Here is a 15,995-nt window from a genome sequence, read left to right as displayed (position 1 = left end):
TCGCGCTGCGCGTGAATAGTTCGAGCACCACCGATTCAAGCCGGCCCGCGCGTTTCGTCATGACCGGGGCGTTCACTGCATACGTTCCGCTTAGGCTTTTGTGACCGATGGAATGGATCATCTAACCGCGGCTTCGCTTGCGCAGTTTCCGACAGGCCGCACACGTCACGGTAACGGTAAAGGCTGACTCGATGTCGATGTCGAAACCCTCCTTGACGGCGAGCGACCGCAGGTGCTTTCGTAATGTCTGATCTTCGATGAAAACCAGCCGCGTACCGCAGTGGCACCGCAGCGTGTCGCATCGGGCACCTTGCGCATGCGGCTTGATGGCGTAGAACGCTCGGCCATGCGCCCCGTCGGTGCGAATCAGCAGGCCAGCCATCCATAGATCCTTCAAGGCGCGGTAGATCGTGGACGACGTAATGCTCTCGTACTGAGGGCTGAGTATGCGATATACCTGGCTCGCATCGAGGCACCCCGGCACCGCCTTCTCCAGCACGTCCAAGGCACTGATGCGCGCAAGCGTGGGACGCAGGTCGCACGACTGCAACCGTCGCTCGTGCGACGACGTCGCGCCGTCGGTTCCCACATCGTAGGCGGTGCGTTTCGTGCGCTTGGGTGCCAAGCCGCTCTTGCTTCCCATGGATGTAATCAAGTCGATGATCCGGGGCGATTCGTCGTGCGGGGTCATAGGGGGTCACTTCGCTGTGCCGAATTCCTCCGGTCGCTCATCGCAACGTGGGGCGGCGTGGCTAGGGGCGCGTGTCGCGGACGACAGGCAGCGTAGCTCCGCGGACGCCCTTCCACGTTGCGAAACCGGGTCAGGTCATTTCGCAAGACGGCCAGAAAGGGAAATGACGGCATGTCGGGGCGGAGATGCCGTCCGGCCCCGTCGTCCCGTGGGCGATGACCGGTGGTTATCGGTGGGACAATTTGTCTCAACGCAGGGAAACGATTTCCGGCTAGCATGTTCGCGAACCTCGGCATCATGCTTGCTTGAGAAACATGGAGCTTATGGAGCAGCGTCGTGGGTCCTCCTACGACGATAGCGATCAGCCATAGCCTGGAAATACACAAGTGGACTGGGTCCCCGTCGTCTTCATCACCTTCAAGGTGCTCGTGTTCGGCACCGGCATGTTCCTGGCCGTCAAATGGCATTACGACCAGGGAAAGAAGGGTCGGCATGCCGAGCGGCGCGCGGTACTGCGCACGGTCGGTAAGGTGGTGGCCGTTTTCGTGCCGACGCTACTGATCTTGTTGTTCGTGACCTTCGCCGTCGGCAAGAAGCTCGGCCTGACCTGACCGGCTGCGTCCGCTCAGTCAGGGACGCGCCGCTTCCACGTAACCGGCCATCACCCCGGCCAGCCAATCACTGAAAGCCTGCACGCGACGCGACAGGTGGCGTCGATGCGGATAGACCATCTGCACTGGCATCGAGGGAGGCGGCCAGTCCTGCAACACCGCCGCCAGCTCGCCGCGTTCCAGGTGCTCGCGTACGTCGAACTCCGGAATCTGGATCATGCCCAGGCCCGCCAGACAGCAGGCGATATAGTTCTCGGCATTGTTCGCCGAGACCTGGGACGTCATGGGGCGTGACTGAAGCCTGCCGTCCGCCAGCCATTCCCACGGCGTGGCGCGTCCGTTACCCGGCGATGCGTAGCCGACGGCGAGATGGTGACAGAGATCGGCCGGCGTCCTTGGAGTGCCGTGACGTGCGAGGTAATCCGGGCTGGCGGCGTGGATCAGCCGGAACACTCCCAGCGGCCGCGCCACCAGGCTGCTGGATTCCAGCTCCCCCACGCGCAGCGCGCAGTCGATGCCCTCGTGCACGAGGTCGACCACGCGATCGCTGGAACCCAGTTCGAGCTCGATGCCCGGGTGCAGGGCGAAAAACCCGGGCAAGCGCGGCGCCACGATGCGGCGGGCGATACGGCTGGGCAGTTCCACCCGCAGGCGCCCGCGCAGCGTCTCGCCGGAGGGTCGGAATTGCTGCTCCAGTTCCTCGCTGTCGGCCACGAGCGCGATGGCGCGTTCCAGCAACGCCTCGCCGTCACGGGTCAGGCTCACCCGGCGGGTCGTGCGATTGAACAGCCGCGTACCCAGGCGGGCCTCCAACTGCTGGACCGCCAGCGAGACCGTCGGCCGGGGCAGCCCCAGTTGATCGGCCGCCATGAAGAAACCGCCGCTTTGCGCGACACGCAGGAAGATCCGTAATTGGTCGATGCGATCCACGCATGGAGCCATTCGTCGTGATTTATGTACAGTCTATCTCGATCTCGATGATTTATTCAGAAAAAGGAGTTTTCTAAGCTCAGGAAACCCTTCACTGGCTCGAGGAGTTACGCATGGACCGACACAGCATCCACGGCAAGACCGTCCTGATCGCGGGCGGCGCCAAGAACCTCGGCGGCCTGATTGCGCGCGACCTCGCGACCCACGGGGCCAAGGCCGTCGTCGTCCACTACAACAGCGCGGCCAGCCAGGCCGATGCCCAGCGCACGGTGAGCGCCATCGAGCAGGTCGGCGCGAAGGCCATCGCACTGCAGGGCGACCTGACCACCGCGGCCGCCGTGGAAAAACTTTTCGCCGACACCGTGGCCGCCGTCGGCCGCCCCGACATCGCCGTCAACACCGTGGGCAAGGTGCTGAAGAAGCCGATGATCGACATCAGCGAGGCCGAATACGACGAGATGGCCGCGGTCAACGCCAAGACGGCGTTCTTCTTCCTCAAGGAGGCCGGCAAGCACGTCAACGACCACGGCAAGATCTGCACCCTGGTGACGTCGCTGCTGGGCGCGTTCACGCCGTTCTACGCCGCCTATGCCGGTACCAAGGCGCCGGTGGAGCACTTCACACGCGCCGCGGCGAAGGAATTCGGCGAGCGCGGCATTTCGGTCACGGCCGTGGGTCCCGGCCCGATGGATACCCCGTTCTTCTACCCGGCCGAAGGGGACGATGCGGTGGCTTATCACAAGACGGCGGCGGCGCTCTCCTCCTTCACCAAGACAGGGCTCACCGACATCGAGGACGTGGTGCCCTTCATCCGTCACCTGGTCAGCGACGGCTGGTGGATCACCGGCCAGACCATCCTCATCAACGGCGGCTATACGACGAAGTAAGCGGACCTGCCGCGCATCGGATGGGGCGCCGGCTCACCACATGCGCACCCGGGCTTCGGGGGCCAGGTAGAGCGCCGCATTCGACGGCACCGCGAAGGCCTCGTACCACGCATCGAGGTTGCGCACGGTCGACAGCCGGACGCTTCCCGGCGGATGCGCATCGGTGTGCAGCAGCGTGCGCAGATAAGCGGGTTGGTACCGGCTGCGCCACAACTCGGCCCAGGCCACGAAGAAACGGCGATCGGAGGCCCGGCGCGCGTGCCCCGAGCCCGGCTCGGCCTGCACGAACGCGTCGTAGGCGGCCTCGAGTCCCGCCAGGTCGGCAACCGATTCGCCCAGCACCAGCGATCCATCGACGCGCTCGCCAGGCAGCGGCGCATAGCCCTCGAGCTGCTTTTGCAAGGCTCCCGCGCGCGCGTCGAATCGTTGCACGTCGTCGCTCGTCCACGTCTCGCGCAATCGGCCATCGGCATCGTAGTGACGCCCCTGGTCGTCGAACAGGTGGCTCAGCTCGTGACCGATGGTGGCGCCGATGCGGCCGTAGTTCTCCGCCGCGGTGGCCGCCGGATCGAACATCGGCGGCTGCAGGAGCGCGGCGGGAAAGACGATATGGTTGGCCGACGCGCTGGCATAGGCATTCGGCACCTGGACCGGAGACGTCCACGATGCCCGGTCGATGGGGAGAGCCAGATCGCCGATGGCCCGATCGAAACGCCAGGCGTTGAGGCGGAGGACGTTGCCGGCCAAGTCGTCTTCGCGGATGTCCACGTCGGGAACGTCGGGCCACACTTCGGGGTATCCGATGCTCAGGCGCGTGCGCATTAACTTGGCTTGGACACCCTCGCGAGCGGCGACCGACAACCATGTCGCCCGGGCCACGCGTCCGGCCAGGGCGCGGCGCACCGCCTCGGCCAGGGCGACGGCCTGGGTTTTCGCCGCCGGCGAGAAATACCGGGCGGCGTAGGCGCGACCGAGCGCCTCGGGCATGAGGTTGGTTACCCGATCCATGCCTTGCCGCCACGCGGGTGGCTCGACCGTGACACCCCGAAGCGCCGTGCCGTAGTACGCGAAACGGGCGGCCGCCAAAGGGCCCGACATGTACCGGCTGTAAGCGCCCAGGGTCTTCAGGATCAGAAAGTCGCGCACCACGTCCAGCGGTGCGCGCCGGACGATCGCCCACTGCGCGGCCAGGGCCTGCTGGAAGGGCACGTTCACCCGCTGGACCCCGGTTGCCCCGAGCGCCGCGAGCCACCGTCCCCATGCGAACTGGGGCAACCGTTGCCCGAGGGCGTGCACATCGGCGGGCCGATAGCCCGCCATCGCATCGCGCTGGTCCGCGAGCGAGGTCTGGGCGGCCGCCAGGCGTCCCTCGAGTTGCAGCACCGCGTCCACCCGCGGTTTTATCCGCTCCCGGGGTGCGCCGGAGGCCTCGAGCAGGGCGGCCAGGAAGCGGCGATAGGCGTCTCTGCGTGCAACGCCGGGGCCGTCGGCCACCGTGTAATCCGCCGGGTTCGGCAGGCCAACCTTCGCTTGACGCACGGCAAGAAGACGCTGCCCCGGCGCACGGTCGTCTTCGCCGATCATGGGGATGACCACCGCGCCGACATCGATGCGCGCCAGGCGCGCCAGCATCACCACCAGGCTCTCCGCATCGTGCACGGCGTCGATCTCGGCCAAGGTCGCGCGCAACGGTGCCATGCCGCGCCGGTCGCGCGCCTCCTGGTTCAATGCGCTGGCGTAGAGCCTGCCCATCGGCGAGCCGTCCTGCACGGCTCGCTCGACCAGCTCGCGCGACTGCGCCTCCGCGCGCGCTTGCAGCTCCGGCCAGGTGCCGATCCAGCCGCGATCGCCGGGCATCGGATGACTGTCGGCCCAGGTGCCGTTGACGAAGCGGTCGAAGTCGTCGCCCGGCTTCGTCGCGGGCGCAGCCGGCACCGGTAACGAGGGTGTCGGCGAGGTTGGCTCCGCCGCGTGGGCGTGAGCATGGCAGGCCAGCACGCCGACGAGCAGGAGGGCACGGGAAGGTTTCATGGGATGCTCCAGGGAGGCGCGGGGCCGGTGCAGCATCAACGCGGCTCACCTGCGATATGGATGAGCGACGGACCTCATCCAAACCACCCGCGGCAGGCGTTATGGCAGCACCAGACCGGAGGCTCTTATGTTCGACGCCCATTTCCTCGGCAGCGTGATCATCGCGCTGGCCCTGCTGATCGTGATCCACCAGTTGGTGCGGCTGGCCATGGTCGCGCTGTTGCACCGCACGCTGCGCCGTGCCCTGGATGCCGGCGTGCCATTGACGACCGAGCAGCTGGACCGCGCGCTCGGTCGCGCGCCGGCGGCCGAGCGTGCCGCCGTCGATCGGCGCAACGGCTGGGTACTCATCGCCATCGGCCTGGCCTGTGGCGGCTGCGTGGTGCTGCAGGCCGGCGAAGCCGCGATGCGGGCGGCTGCCGGCGCGGCGCTCTTCCCGTTGCTCACGGGGCTCGTCCTGGTGCTCATGGCCCGGCGTTCCGCGCGTGCCCCTTGAAGAATGCATCACGGACGACGCACTCAATCGCCGGGTCATCGCCGGCGACCGCGCGGCATTCGACGTGCTGGTCGCGCGGCACCAGTCGCGGCTGCGCGGTTTCCTGCGCAAGCTCTGCGGCCAACCGAGCACGGCCGACGACCTGGCCCAGGAGACGTTCGTGCGCGCGTGGCAGCGCTGCCGGCAATTCGATGGCAGCGACACCTCGAGCAGCTATCCCGCCTGGCTCGTGCGCATCGGGTGGCGGGTGTTTCTTGACCATGAGCGCCACGAGCAGCACGTGCAACGAAAGCACACCCGTGCGGCGGAACCCGTCGGTGCCGACGAACCCAATCTCGGCGCACGGCTGGATGTGGCGGCGGCCCTGGCCGAACTGCCGGTCCGTGAACGCGCGTGCCTGCTGCTGTGCGATGCCGAAGGGTGGTCGCACACCGAAGCGGCCCAACTGATGGGCCTCCCCCTTGGCACGCTCAAGAGCGTGATAGCTCGCGCACGTGAGGTGGTGAGGCGCCGCCTCTCCGTCCCCCTGGAGTCGTCCCGATGATCCCCGACAGCCAACCCTCGCTTCACGACGTATTGCAAACCGACGAGACCCACGACGATCCCGCTTTCGTCATGCGAACGCATCGCGTGGTCGCCGTGGAGGCCCTGGCCCATCTGGAACGGATGCATGCATGGCGAGCCTGCGCGCGAGACCTGGCCATCGCCGCCGCCATGGTGGGTGGCATGATCCTCGTCTCGCTATGGCTGCTGGACGGGGCGAACGATACGGATCTGGTCGTGCCGCTGATAGCGAGCGTGGGGCTTTGGGCATGGCTCCATGACTGGTCGATGCCCCAGGTGACCCTGCATGCGGATGCCGGAACGCCGAAGACGGCACCGGAAAGCGCCGAACCTCCCGCATGACGTCGCCGCTTCATGGCACCGCGCCTTCCGCTGCTGCGCCATGTCCGAGTGGCTTACCTGCCAGGTTCCAGCGCCTGCACCAGGAAAACGATCAACCCGGCGAAAATCAGCAGTAAAACCACGAGCACGCCCAGCCGCGCCAGCACACTTCGTCCCACGGCGCTGGGGGTTTCCCCCTTCCCTTCCACGTGATGGTTCGACGCCATCGGCCTTCCCCGGCAACACACGGTGGTCTGCTTTACTAAGCCGCTACGCATCAAACCAGGGCACATGCCGCGTGAAGATAGAAGCGACAGCTTCTTCACGAAGCTGGCCACGCGCCACGCTTCATCACCTCGCGCATGCCATTCGTCGCCATTCCCTTGAAGATATCCCCGGCACGCTGGCCCCATGAGTCCGATTTCCATCCAGTCATGGACCTCCCACGACCTCATCGTTCTCGACCTCCGCGCCTTGTTCGCCGCGCTGGACGAGGACGACATGATGGAGGTGGAATTCCGCGCACACCTGATACGCCAGCGTGCGCAGCAAGAGCGTGCCTTGGGGCTCGCTAGCCGCGCGAAGGGCATCGTGGCCTGCTGCCGCCTGCGTGCGGGTCCCGTCTCCGTGCGCCAGGCCGCCTATCGCCTGGCGAATGCGGTGAAGGCGGGGTACTAGGCGGCCTCTCGCGCGGTAGTCCAGCTTGCGGAGTGCCGATCCGGGGCACGTCTCATGGAGCGCTTGCCAGCCTCCATACCTTCTTTTTCCATCGCTTATCAGCCACACCGTGGGCACATACCATTCCCGTCGCCAAGTGGCACGGGAGCGGGCGTGCGTGGAACGGGCAAGCGTATCGTTCGATTTATAACGATCATTATAGAATGATCGCCCAGGAGCCACTCCTTTCCCGGGGCGGATTCCCCACCCGCCCTTCCCTGCCTATCATCGCCTTCAGGATCAACCGTGAGCCGTCCCGACGCGCCGTCGACGCGCACCCATAAGCTTTCCACCCGATTCATCGTCTTCATGGTGCTGGCCGCCGCCGCCCCGCTGGCCTCGATGATCGGCAACCTCCCCATCGCCATCTCGCGCGGCACGGGCGCCCACGTACCGGTAGCCTTCCTGATCGCGGGCCTCATCCTCGTGGCATTCACCGTCGGCTATGCGTTCATCGGCCGTCGCGTGGTCAGCACCGGCGCGTTCTACACGTACGTGGCCGAGGGCCTGGGCAAACCACTCGGCGTGGGAACGGCGTATTCCGCCATCGTGTCGTATGGCGCATTCACCTTCGGTCTCGCCGCGGCGTGCGGCTACTTCGACGAGCAGGTGTCCATCGCACTCGGGCACAAGGTGACGTGGACGGTCTTCGCCGTTCTATCCGCCATCGTCGTGGGCATCCTCAACTACCGGTCGATGGATGCGTCGACCAAGCTGCTGGCCGCCATCATCATCGTCGAGACCGCCGTACTGGTGGTGTTCGATGTCAGCGTGGTCGCGGCACGAGGCTGGGCGGCATTTCCGCTTTCGTCCTTCACGCCGGGCCAGTGGTTGGCCCCGGGCATCGGCGTGTCGCTGATGACCGCATTCACCTGTTTCGTCGGCTTCGAATCGGGCGCGCTCTATTCCAAGGAAGCCGCCGATCCGGTGCGCAGCATCCCGTTGGCCAGCTACGTGTCGGTCGTCCTGATCGGATCGTTCTACCTGGTCACGGCGTGGATCACCGTTGGCGCGCTCAGCCCCGGCGACGTGAAGGCGCAAGCCGTCGCGCATGGCGGCACGCTCATGCTCGACCTGATCAAGCAGTACGATGGCGAGACCGCGTCGGACATCGCCGGACTTCTGCTTTGCACCTCGATGCTGGCGACGTATATCGCCATCCACGCGGCCGCATCGCGTTACATCTTCGCACTGGCACGGGAAGGCCTCCTGCCGCGCAAGCTGGCCCGGTTCGACGAAACGCGCAACGTGCCGGTGACGGCGACGCTCTGCATGTCGGCCGCCACGGCGCTCTGCCTGATCGCGATCGCCTCGTCCTCCACCGATCCGTACGCCGCCATCATTCCGGTGCTCATCGGCCTGGGCACGCTCGGCATCATCGGCCTGCAGGCCACCGCCGCCATTGCCATCGTGTTCTACGTATTCCGTCGCGCCAGGGAAGCGGGGCCCGTCGTCATCGTGGCTTCCGTGTGCGCCGCGATCGGCCTCTCGGTCGCGCTGACCACGGTGTGCGTGAATTTCACCCTGCTCTCCACGGTCGATACGCCTTTCGTGGCCTTGCTGCCCCTGTCGTACGTCGCGACGCTGTTCGGCGGTCTCGCCTACAGCATGTGGCTGCGGCAGGCGCGCCCCGCTCAGTATCGGGAACTGGCTCTGGTCGAGCACCGGGCCACGGCCTGACACCCTGTCGAAGGCGCCTGGCCGCCGCGAGGCGCCTTCGACACGAACATGATCATGCGAACGCAGCGGTTCTGGCGCTTGCCCACGGTCACGATGTCGGCGTGCCTATGCGCCCGGGACGACATGCCCGCCAGGAAGGCGTCGCAAGGCATCGATGATGGCCGAGCAACCGGTGGGCTTCTCGATGCAAGGTATATGGGAGAAACGCTCGGGGATGCCCGAGGCTTTGTATCCCGTCACGAAAATGCAGGGCACGCCCCGTTCTTCCAGTAGTTCGACAATGCCGTAGGCCACTGTGCCCGCCACGTTGATGTCGACGATGGCCCCATCCAGGCGGTCGGCCTTTTCCAGCAGATGTCCTGCGTCGATGACGCTCGCCACCGGACCGGCCACCGACGCGCCTTGGGACATGAGCATGTCCGCCAGCGCCGTCGCGATAAGGTAATCGTCCTCGAGCACCAGGTACCGCCGCCCAGCCAGCGGCTGGTCGTGCGTCGTGGCGCGCTCCCTTGATGATGAGGTCATAGTCGGTCGTTGTAGCGCAGGCCCCCGTGATGCCTTGGTGACGACCGGTGTCCGGCACCCTGATTCGCCGGCGTTCGCAAGGAATCGCCTCCCGGACATCGATGCGTCGCATCATGACGCGACGTCGCCGTGCTGCTTAAATCGCGCGACGACGTTACGGGGACGAAGGCATGTTCAGGAGCATCCGGGACCGCATGGTCCGGCATCCACTCGTCGCTTTTTTTCTGCTGGCCTACCTGCTGGCATGGATCGCGTGGGCGCCGCTGTACCTCTCCCGGGCGGGCCTGGGATGGCTACCGATCCGCGGATCGCTCTGGTACACGCTTCCGGGAAGCTATGCCCCGCTGGTTTCGGCGGTCATCGTGCGTGGCGTCACCGGTCGCGCGTGGCCCGTGAGAGGCTTCTGCCCCCTTGTGTCGCTCGCGGCCTATGGGTTGGGACTGCTACTGATCGTGCTGGCCTTCATCATCGGGCCAAGCCTGTGGATGACCCAGGGTCGCCTCGGCGGCGCGAACTGGCTCGCGTTCGCGGGATATCCCCTCGCGATCGCGCGCGCCGCGCTGATGGCGGGACCCATCGGTGAAGAACCGGGCTGGCGGGGATTCGCGCTGCCGCTGATGGAAGCCCGGCTCGGCCGGCTCCGCGCCTGGCTCCTGCTGGGAACGCTATGGTTCGGCTGGCATTTGCCGCTTTTCCTCGTACCGACCTGGAACGGCGCGCCGATGTGGACGTATGCGGTGCTGGTGATCGGCTTCGGCTTCATCATCAACCTGTGTTTCGATCTTTCCGGACGAAGCGTGCTGGTGGCGATCGCGATACATGCCACCTTCAATGCGTCCTCCGCCATCCTGGGACGCTTCCTGGCGAACGCCGAGGTGACCTCGTCCCTCGAACCGACGACCATCCTGGCCCTGTGCATGCTGATCTGCGGAGGCGTGATCGCCGTCGCCGTGGCGCGCCACGAGCCGTCGCCGTCGTGATCACTCGCTAGCCAGTGCAACGCAAGGCCTTGTCGCGACTGGGGCGATCGGGCTTATCCACATGCTTATGCAGGCGCTATCCACATTCGCTGTGGATAGAACCACGGACAGGGCACGAGACCTGGGCATTCGTTGACCAGCTCAAGCTAACCGTTTGTCCCGTAAGCGGGATCGGTATTTATCCACACGGTTATGCAGGCGCTTTCCACACGCGCTGTGGATAGAAACCGTCGGCACGCCCGGAACCGGGTTGCCAGCGAGGCACCGCGGACACTCGGGCGCCCTGGTCACGGGTTGACCAACGTAACGCAAGACCTTGTCGCGCCTGGGCAAGTCCGGTTTATCCACATGCTTATGCAGGGAGTATCCACATCGGCTGTGGATAGCTGTCCCGGGGTCGGCACCGAGGTGGCGGCGGATTGACCAATACAACGCAAGTGCTTGTCGAGTCGTGCGAAACCGGACTTGTCCACACGGTTATGCAGGCGCTGTCCACATGCCTTGTGGATAACGGCAGCGCCTTTTTCGCAAAGCCCTCCGTTCGCCCCGTTTTGACGGGAGCCGAGTGGACAATGGCATCCCCTGCCGCGGAAACCCGCCATGCGCCATCTCGTCGTCGTCCTGGGCGATCAGCTCGACCGCCAATCGCACGTGTTCGACGATTTCGACCCGCAAACCGACCTCGTGTGGATGGCCGAACGGCGCGGCGAAGGCGAACACGTCTGGTCGCACAAGGCACGGATCGCGCTGTTCCTTGCGGCCATGCGGCACTTCGCCCGACAGCTGCGGGACGACGGCTTCCCGCTGGAGTACACGCACCTGCACCAGCCCGGACCCGACTCGCTGCCCGAATGGCTCGAAAAGGCCTTGCGGCATCACCGTCCTGCGCGCCTGGTGGTGGTGCGCCCTGGCGAACACCGGCTTCGCGTGGCGATACGCGATGTCGCGACAGCCTGCGGGGTGGAGTACGTGGAACGCCCCGATCGGCACTTCCTCGTATCGGCCGACGACTTCGCGGACTGGGCCAGGGGCAAGACGCAACTCAGGATGGAGCACTTCTATCGCTGGATGCGCGTCCGCCATGACGTGCTCATGGACGGCGATCAACCGGTCGGCGGCCAATGGAACTACGACGCGGACAACCGCGGTCATTTCGGTCGTGAAGGCCCCGGTTGGGTGCCCGCGCCCAAACGCTTCGCGCCTGACGAGCTGACGAAAGCCGCCATCGCCGACGTGGAAGCGGCTTTCACCGATCATCCCGGCAGTCTCGACGCATTCGACTGGCCGGTGACGCGCGACCAGGCCAGGCAGGCCCTGCGTGACTTCCTCGACCATCGCCTTCCCGCCTTCGGCCAATGGCAGGACGCCATGTGGACGGACCAGCCGTGGCTCTATCACGCCCGCCTGTCGACGTCGCTGAACCTCAAGCTGCTTTCGCCCAGGGAAGTCATCGCCGCCGCATCGAAGCGTTTCGACGAAGGAAAGGTGCCCCTCGCGTCGGCGGAAGGTTTCATACGCCAGGTGCTGGGTTGGCGCGAGTTCGTTCGCGGCGTCTACTGGCTGAACCCCGATCGCCTGCTCGCGGGCAATGCCTTGAAGGCCCACGGCGCGTTGCCCGATTTCTACTGGAACGCGGACACCGACATGCGATGCATGGCCCAGGTGATCGGCCAGACACTCGCTCACGGTTACGCACATCACATCCAGCGCCTGATGGTCACCGGCAATTTCGCCATGCTGCTCGGCGTCGAACCCGCGCAAGTGCACGCCTGGTACCTGGCAATCTACGTGGATGCCGTGGAATGGGTGGAAGCACCCAATACCCTGGGCATGAGCCAGTTCTCCGACGGAGGGCGAATGGTGTCCAAGCCGTACGCCGCGTCGGGGCGTTACATCCAGCGCATGAGCGATTACTGCGAAGGCTGCCGTTATCGGCCCGGTGAAGCGACGGGCGACGATGCCTGCCCGTTCACCACGCTTTACTGGGATTTCCTCCGGCGGCACAAGGCGCGCTTCGCCCACCACCCGCGTGCGGCCTTGCAGTGGCGATCACTGGAACGGCTTTCGCCGGAGCGCCTGCTTGAGATCCAGAAGCGAGCGGGGGCGCTGCGACAACGGTGGCGCTTGGAATAACGTCGACGATTCCTTCACGCTCGTTGAATATTGGGTTAGACGGCGGCTGAATCCGAGCATGAGCCGTTGACGAATGTGAAGACGAGCCCCGACGAAGGGAAGGCGCTCGTATGAGAAAATCCGCCCATCTTTCCGATAAAGGCGAAGCGATGGCCGATGACAACCTGCCTTCCGAAGGCAACGGGATGCACGTGCTCTACGAGGGCATGGATCATCCCCACGAAGACATCTTCTTCGCCGCGGTGGCCACGACCCGCATGCCGATGATCGTGACCGATCCGCATCGGCCGGATAACCCGATCATCTTCGCCAACCCCGCGTTCGTCCGTATGACCGGGTATTCCATGGAGGAGCTGATCGGCAACAACTGCCGCCTTCTCCAGGGCCCGGCCACCGACCGCGTGACCATCTCGGCCGTTCGCGACGCGGTGGCCGCCAAACGCGAGATCTCCACCGAGATCCTTAACTACAAGAAAGACGGTTCCACCTTCTGGAACGCGTTGTTCATCTCTCCCGTGTACGACAAGCACGGCGAGGTGATCTATTTCTTCGCCTCGCAGCTCGACGTCAGCCGTCGACGCGACGCCGAGGATGCGTTGAGGCAGGCGCAGAAGATGGAAGCGCTCGGCCAGCTCACCGGTGGCATCGCCCACGACTTCAACAACCTGCTGCAGGTCATGGTGGGCTACGTCGAGGCGATCGAAGCCGGCTTGTCAGGCCCCAAGCCCGACATGTCGCGCCTGCTCAACTTCGTCGGCAGTACCCGGAACGCCATTCGCCGCGCCTCCACGCTCACGTCGCAGCTCCTGGCCTTCGCGCGCAAGCAGACGCTCCAGGGCCGGGTCATCAATCCCAATCATGTCGTGTCCAACCTGCAGGACATGATTTCCCGCGCGCTCGGCGACGACGTGCACCTGGAACTGGAGCTGTCCCCCGATGTGAGAAACGCGCGGCTGGACCCCACCCAGACCGAGGTGGCCCTGCTCAACGTCGCCATCAATGCGCGCGACGCCATGCAAGGGCTCGAAAAGAAATCCCTCGTGATACGAACCCGTAACGCGACGCCTTTGGAAGTCGCCCACCATGGCGATCTCGCCACGCGCAGCGGCGACTTCGTGGCCATCGACGTGATCGACACCGGCACGGGCATGACGTCGGACGTGCTCGCGCACGTCATGGACCCCTTCTTCACCACCAAGGAAGAAGGCAAGGGCACGGGACTGGGGCTCTCGATGGTGTACGGCTTCGCCCGCCAGTCCGGCGGTGCGGTCGCCATCGACTCGACGGTTGGCGAAGGCTCCACCATCACGTTGTATTTCCCCGCCACGGACGATGGCATCGATCACCGCGAAGGCAACCGCGTGCCGCGCATCGACCGTTCCACCGACCGTACGGGACACGAGCGCATCCTCGTGGTCGACGACCGCGCCGACCTGGCCGAACTGGCGCATGCCATCCTCGAGAGCCATGGCTACGGCGTGGTCTCCCTGACCGATGCGCAGGAGGCCTTGCACCTGCTCGAGCGCGATCGCGACTTCGCCTTGCTGTTCACCGACGTCGTGATGCCGGGCCGGCTCAACGGCGTGGCGCTGGCCCGTCGCGCCCGGTCGATCCATCCCAACCTCAAGGTGCTGCTCACCACGGGCTACGCGTCCACGTCCATCGAGCGCACCGACGCCGGCGGAGTGGCCTTCGACGTGATCAACAAGCCCTATGCGCGGATGGACCTGCTACGCAAGGTCCGCAACGTGCTCGATGGCCCGACGGGCGTCAGCTGACGTTCGCGGCGCTGGCGATTCGTTGACCAGCGCAAGGTAAGTGCTTGCCCGGCAAGGACGAAGGGAAGTTATCAACATGCTTATGCAGGAACTGTCCACACCGGATGTGGATAGTTCCCGGAAGGCTGGTCATCGGATGACCAGCGCAACGCAAGCCGCTGTCGCGCAACGCCGAATCGGACTTGTCCACATGCTTATGCAGGCGCTATCCACATCGCCTGTGGACAAACGCAGCGCACGGCGAAGGTCGTGTTCAGATGTTGACGTCGCGGCCGCGCATATCCCGGCAATCCTTCAGCGAACGGTCCAGCTCGGCGGACAGGTCGACGGGCCTTGTTTCGCCGTTGCGTATCTGCGCTCCCAGGCCACGCAGTTTCTCGTCGAGCCAATCGCGCGCCTGCGCGCCGCAAGGCGTCCGTGGCTTCCACGCTGCCAGCAGGCTCGTGCGCCCGTCGAGCGTGGCCAGGGCCGCTCCGCGATCGGCGGCGGGCAGGGCCAGCACGGCATCGCGTTGCATCGTCCAGTTGGAGAGCATGCCGTGCAGGTCGGCGGCATCCGCCACCATTCCCGCGGCATCGCGTTCGTTCGCCCGCTTGGAGGCGGTGAACGCCAGCATCGCCGTGGTCACCGAGGCGACGAAAGCGATCAGCACGATGGCCAGGGCGATACGGCGGCCGTTGCCGCTGGAGGCGTCATCGTCGCGGTCGGTCATGGAAACTCCGGAAAAGGCCTTGCAACCCGCCTATTCTGTCACGTCGCGAAAGACCGACGCCTATATAGTGTAGGGATCGTCCCTGCCGGAAGCCCCTCGATGATCCGAATCCTCGCCGTCGCCGCCTTCGCCGTTCTCGCCCTGCCCGCCTCCGCCGCCGACCTCAAGGTGATGTCGTTCAACGTCCGCACCGTTACCGGCAAGGACGGCCCCGACCGCTGGGAGATGCGCCGCGATCTCTTCGCCGATACCATCCGCCAGGTCGACCCCGACGTGATCGGCACCCAGGAGCTGGGCAAGGTACAGGGCGACGATACGGTGGCCCGGTTGCCCGCGTACACCTGGTTCGGCCGCGACCGGTATGGCGGTCACGACGACGAACACATGGGCATCTTCTACAAGAAGGACCGCCTGAAGGTGGTCGAGCAAGGGGATTTCTGGCTTTCCGACACGCCGGACAAGGTCGGCAGCATCACCTGGGGCCATCCCATGCCGCGCATGGTGAACTGGGCGCTGTTCGAACGCATCGCCGATCACAAGCGTTTTTATCTGCTGGATACCCACCTGCCCTACCGCGACCAGGACGAAGACGCCCGCACGAAGGGCGCCCGCGAGATCGCGAACTGGATCGCCAAGCTGCCGGCCGGCGTGCCGGCGATCCTCACCGGCGATTTCAACACCGGTCCGGAAAGCGAATCGCACGCCGTGCTCACCCAGACGCTGAAGGACGCGCGCACCAGCGCCGCGTCGCACGAGGGCCCGGACGACACCTTCCATGCTTTCACCGGCAAGGCGACCAAGCGGATCGACTGGATCCTCTACCGGGGCGTGGAAGCGACCTCCCAGCGCACCATCACCACCTCGAAGAACGGCCACTACCCGTCCGACCATTTCCCGGTGGCGGCGGATTTCCAGCTCTGATCGCAAAGCCTGTTTGCC

17 protein-coding genes are annotated in these 15,995 nt (G+C 65.5%); 11 read left to right on the top strand and 6 right to left on the bottom strand.

Features of this window, described 5'->3' with window-relative positions; all coding sequences use genetic code 11:
• Positions 1-121: 121 nt before the first annotated feature.
• Complete coding sequence (locus tag JNG39_RS01255) at positions 122-691, bottom strand: Fur family transcriptional regulator (RefSeq protein WP_368309201.1); 570 nt, start codon at positions 689-691, stop codon at positions 122-124.
• A gap of 386 nt (positions 692-1,077) precedes the next feature.
• Here JNG39_RS01255 and JNG39_RS01250 point away from each other — a divergent pair, with 386 nt between their 5' ends.
• Positions 1,078-1,302 carry a hypothetical protein gene (locus tag JNG39_RS01250; protein WP_144911497.1) on the top strand — a complete coding sequence of 75 codons (225 nt, stop codon included), beginning with the start codon at positions 1,078-1,080 and terminating at the stop codon, positions 1,300-1,302.
• An 18-nt stretch (positions 1,303-1,320) separates the two neighbouring features.
• On the opposite strand, the gene JNG39_RS01245 is transcribed toward JNG39_RS01250, so the two are convergent.
• Positions 1,321-2,232: a LysR substrate-binding domain-containing protein gene (locus JNG39_RS01245; RefSeq protein ID WP_368309200.1), complete on the bottom strand. Its 912-nt coding sequence runs from the start codon at positions 2,230-2,232 to the stop codon at positions 1,321-1,323.
• A gap of 113 nt (positions 2,233-2,345) precedes the next feature.
• On the opposite strand from JNG39_RS01245, the gene JNG39_RS01240 reads away from it, so the two are divergent.
• Positions 2,346-3,119 (top strand): SDR family oxidoreductase, encoded by a 774-nt coding sequence (locus JNG39_RS01240; protein WP_368309199.1) that lies wholly within the window; start codon positions 2,346-2,348, stop codon positions 3,117-3,119.
• Positions 3,120-3,152: 33 nt separating this feature from the next.
• Here the strand turns inward: JNG39_RS01240 and JNG39_RS01235 are convergent, their stop codons facing one another.
• Positions 3,153-5,150: a M13 family metallopeptidase gene (locus JNG39_RS01235; protein WP_368309198.1), complete on the bottom strand. Its 1,998-nt coding sequence runs from the start codon at positions 5,148-5,150 to the stop codon at positions 3,153-3,155.
• Between the two features lie 127 nt (positions 5,151-5,277).
• Between JNG39_RS01235 and JNG39_RS01230 the strand changes: the two genes are divergently transcribed.
• From JNG39_RS01230 to JNG39_RS01220, 3 genes are read left to right on the top strand one after another with little or no spacing between them, the layout of a single operon-like run.
• On the top strand, positions 5,278-5,646 hold the full coding sequence (locus JNG39_RS01230; RefSeq protein ID WP_368309197.1) for a hypothetical protein: 369 nt from the start codon (positions 5,278-5,280) through the stop codon (positions 5,644-5,646).
• On the top strand, positions 5,636-6,190 hold the full coding sequence (locus JNG39_RS01225; RefSeq protein WP_368309196.1) for an RNA polymerase sigma factor: 555 nt from the start codon (positions 5,636-5,638) through the stop codon (positions 6,188-6,190). Before JNG39_RS01230 ends, JNG39_RS01225 begins: the two co-directional genes overlap by 11 nt.
• Positions 6,187-6,552: a hypothetical protein gene (locus tag JNG39_RS01220; RefSeq protein WP_368309194.1), complete on the top strand. Its 366-nt coding sequence runs from the start codon at positions 6,187-6,189 to the stop codon at positions 6,550-6,552. Before JNG39_RS01225 ends, JNG39_RS01220 begins: the two co-directional genes overlap by 4 nt.
• Positions 6,553-6,605: 53 nt before the next feature.
• Here JNG39_RS01220 and JNG39_RS01215 read toward each other — a convergent pair whose 3' ends face one another.
• Entirely contained in the window at positions 6,606-6,959 is a 354-nt protein-coding gene (locus tag JNG39_RS01215; RefSeq protein WP_368309193.1) for a hypothetical protein, read from the bottom strand.
• Between JNG39_RS01215 and JNG39_RS01210 the strand changes: the two genes are divergently transcribed.
• Positions 6,943-7,209, top strand: coding sequence for a hypothetical protein (locus tag JNG39_RS01210; protein WP_368309191.1), 267 nt, complete (start codon positions 6,943-6,945; stop codon positions 7,207-7,209). The two genes, JNG39_RS01215 and JNG39_RS01210, sit on opposite strands and share 17 nt — an antisense overlap.
• Before the next feature lie 285 nt (positions 7,210-7,494).
• Positions 7,495-8,928, top strand: a complete 1,434-nt coding sequence (locus JNG39_RS01205; protein WP_368309189.1) for an APC family permease — start codon at positions 7,495-7,497, stop codon at positions 8,926-8,928.
• 105 nt (positions 8,929-9,033) lie between these two features.
• Here the strand turns inward: JNG39_RS01205 and JNG39_RS01200 are convergent, their stop codons facing one another.
• Positions 9,034-9,387, bottom strand: a complete 354-nt coding sequence (locus JNG39_RS01200; RefSeq protein WP_368309187.1) for a response regulator — start codon at positions 9,385-9,387, stop codon at positions 9,034-9,036.
• 260 nt (positions 9,388-9,647) lie between these two features.
• Here JNG39_RS01200 and JNG39_RS01195 point away from each other — a divergent pair, with 260 nt between their 5' ends.
• From JNG39_RS01195 to JNG39_RS01185, 3 genes are all read left to right on the top strand, one after another.
• Positions 9,648-10,433 carry a CPBP family intramembrane glutamic endopeptidase gene (locus JNG39_RS01195; protein WP_368309186.1) on the top strand — a complete coding sequence of 262 codons (786 nt, stop codon included), beginning with the start codon at positions 9,648-9,650 and terminating at the stop codon, positions 10,431-10,433.
• A gap of 600 nt (positions 10,434-11,033) precedes the next feature.
• The gene (locus tag JNG39_RS01190; RefSeq protein WP_368309185.1) at positions 11,034-12,566 is read left to right on the top strand and encodes a cryptochrome/photolyase family protein; all 1,533 of its coding nucleotides are present in this window, start codon (positions 11,034-11,036) and stop codon (positions 12,564-12,566) included.
• Between the two features lie 110 nt (positions 12,567-12,676).
• Positions 12,677-14,344: a histidine kinase famiy protein gene (locus tag JNG39_RS01185; protein ID WP_368309184.1), complete on the top strand. Its 1,668-nt coding sequence runs from the start codon at positions 12,677-12,679 to the stop codon at positions 14,342-14,344.
• 253 nt (positions 14,345-14,597) lie between these two features.
• Here JNG39_RS01185 and JNG39_RS01180 read toward each other — a convergent pair whose 3' ends face one another.
• Entirely contained in the window at positions 14,598-15,056 is a 459-nt protein-coding gene (locus JNG39_RS01180) for a hypothetical protein (protein WP_368309183.1), read from the bottom strand.
• A 99-nt stretch (positions 15,057-15,155) separates the two neighbouring features.
• On the opposite strand from JNG39_RS01180, the gene JNG39_RS01175 reads away from it, so the two are divergent.
• Complete coding sequence (locus tag JNG39_RS01175; protein ID WP_368309182.1) at positions 15,156-15,977, top strand: endonuclease/exonuclease/phosphatase family protein; 822 nt, start codon at positions 15,156-15,158, stop codon at positions 15,975-15,977.
• Positions 15,978-15,995 lie beyond the last annotated feature (18 nt).

The sequence above is a fragment of the Luteibacter sp. CQ10 genome, from assembly GCF_040900725.1.
In the GTDB taxonomy this organism is placed as follows: Bacteria; Pseudomonadota; Gammaproteobacteria; order Xanthomonadales; family Rhodanobacteraceae; genus Luteibacter.
This window is presented reverse-complemented; position numbering and strand designations above follow the sequence as displayed.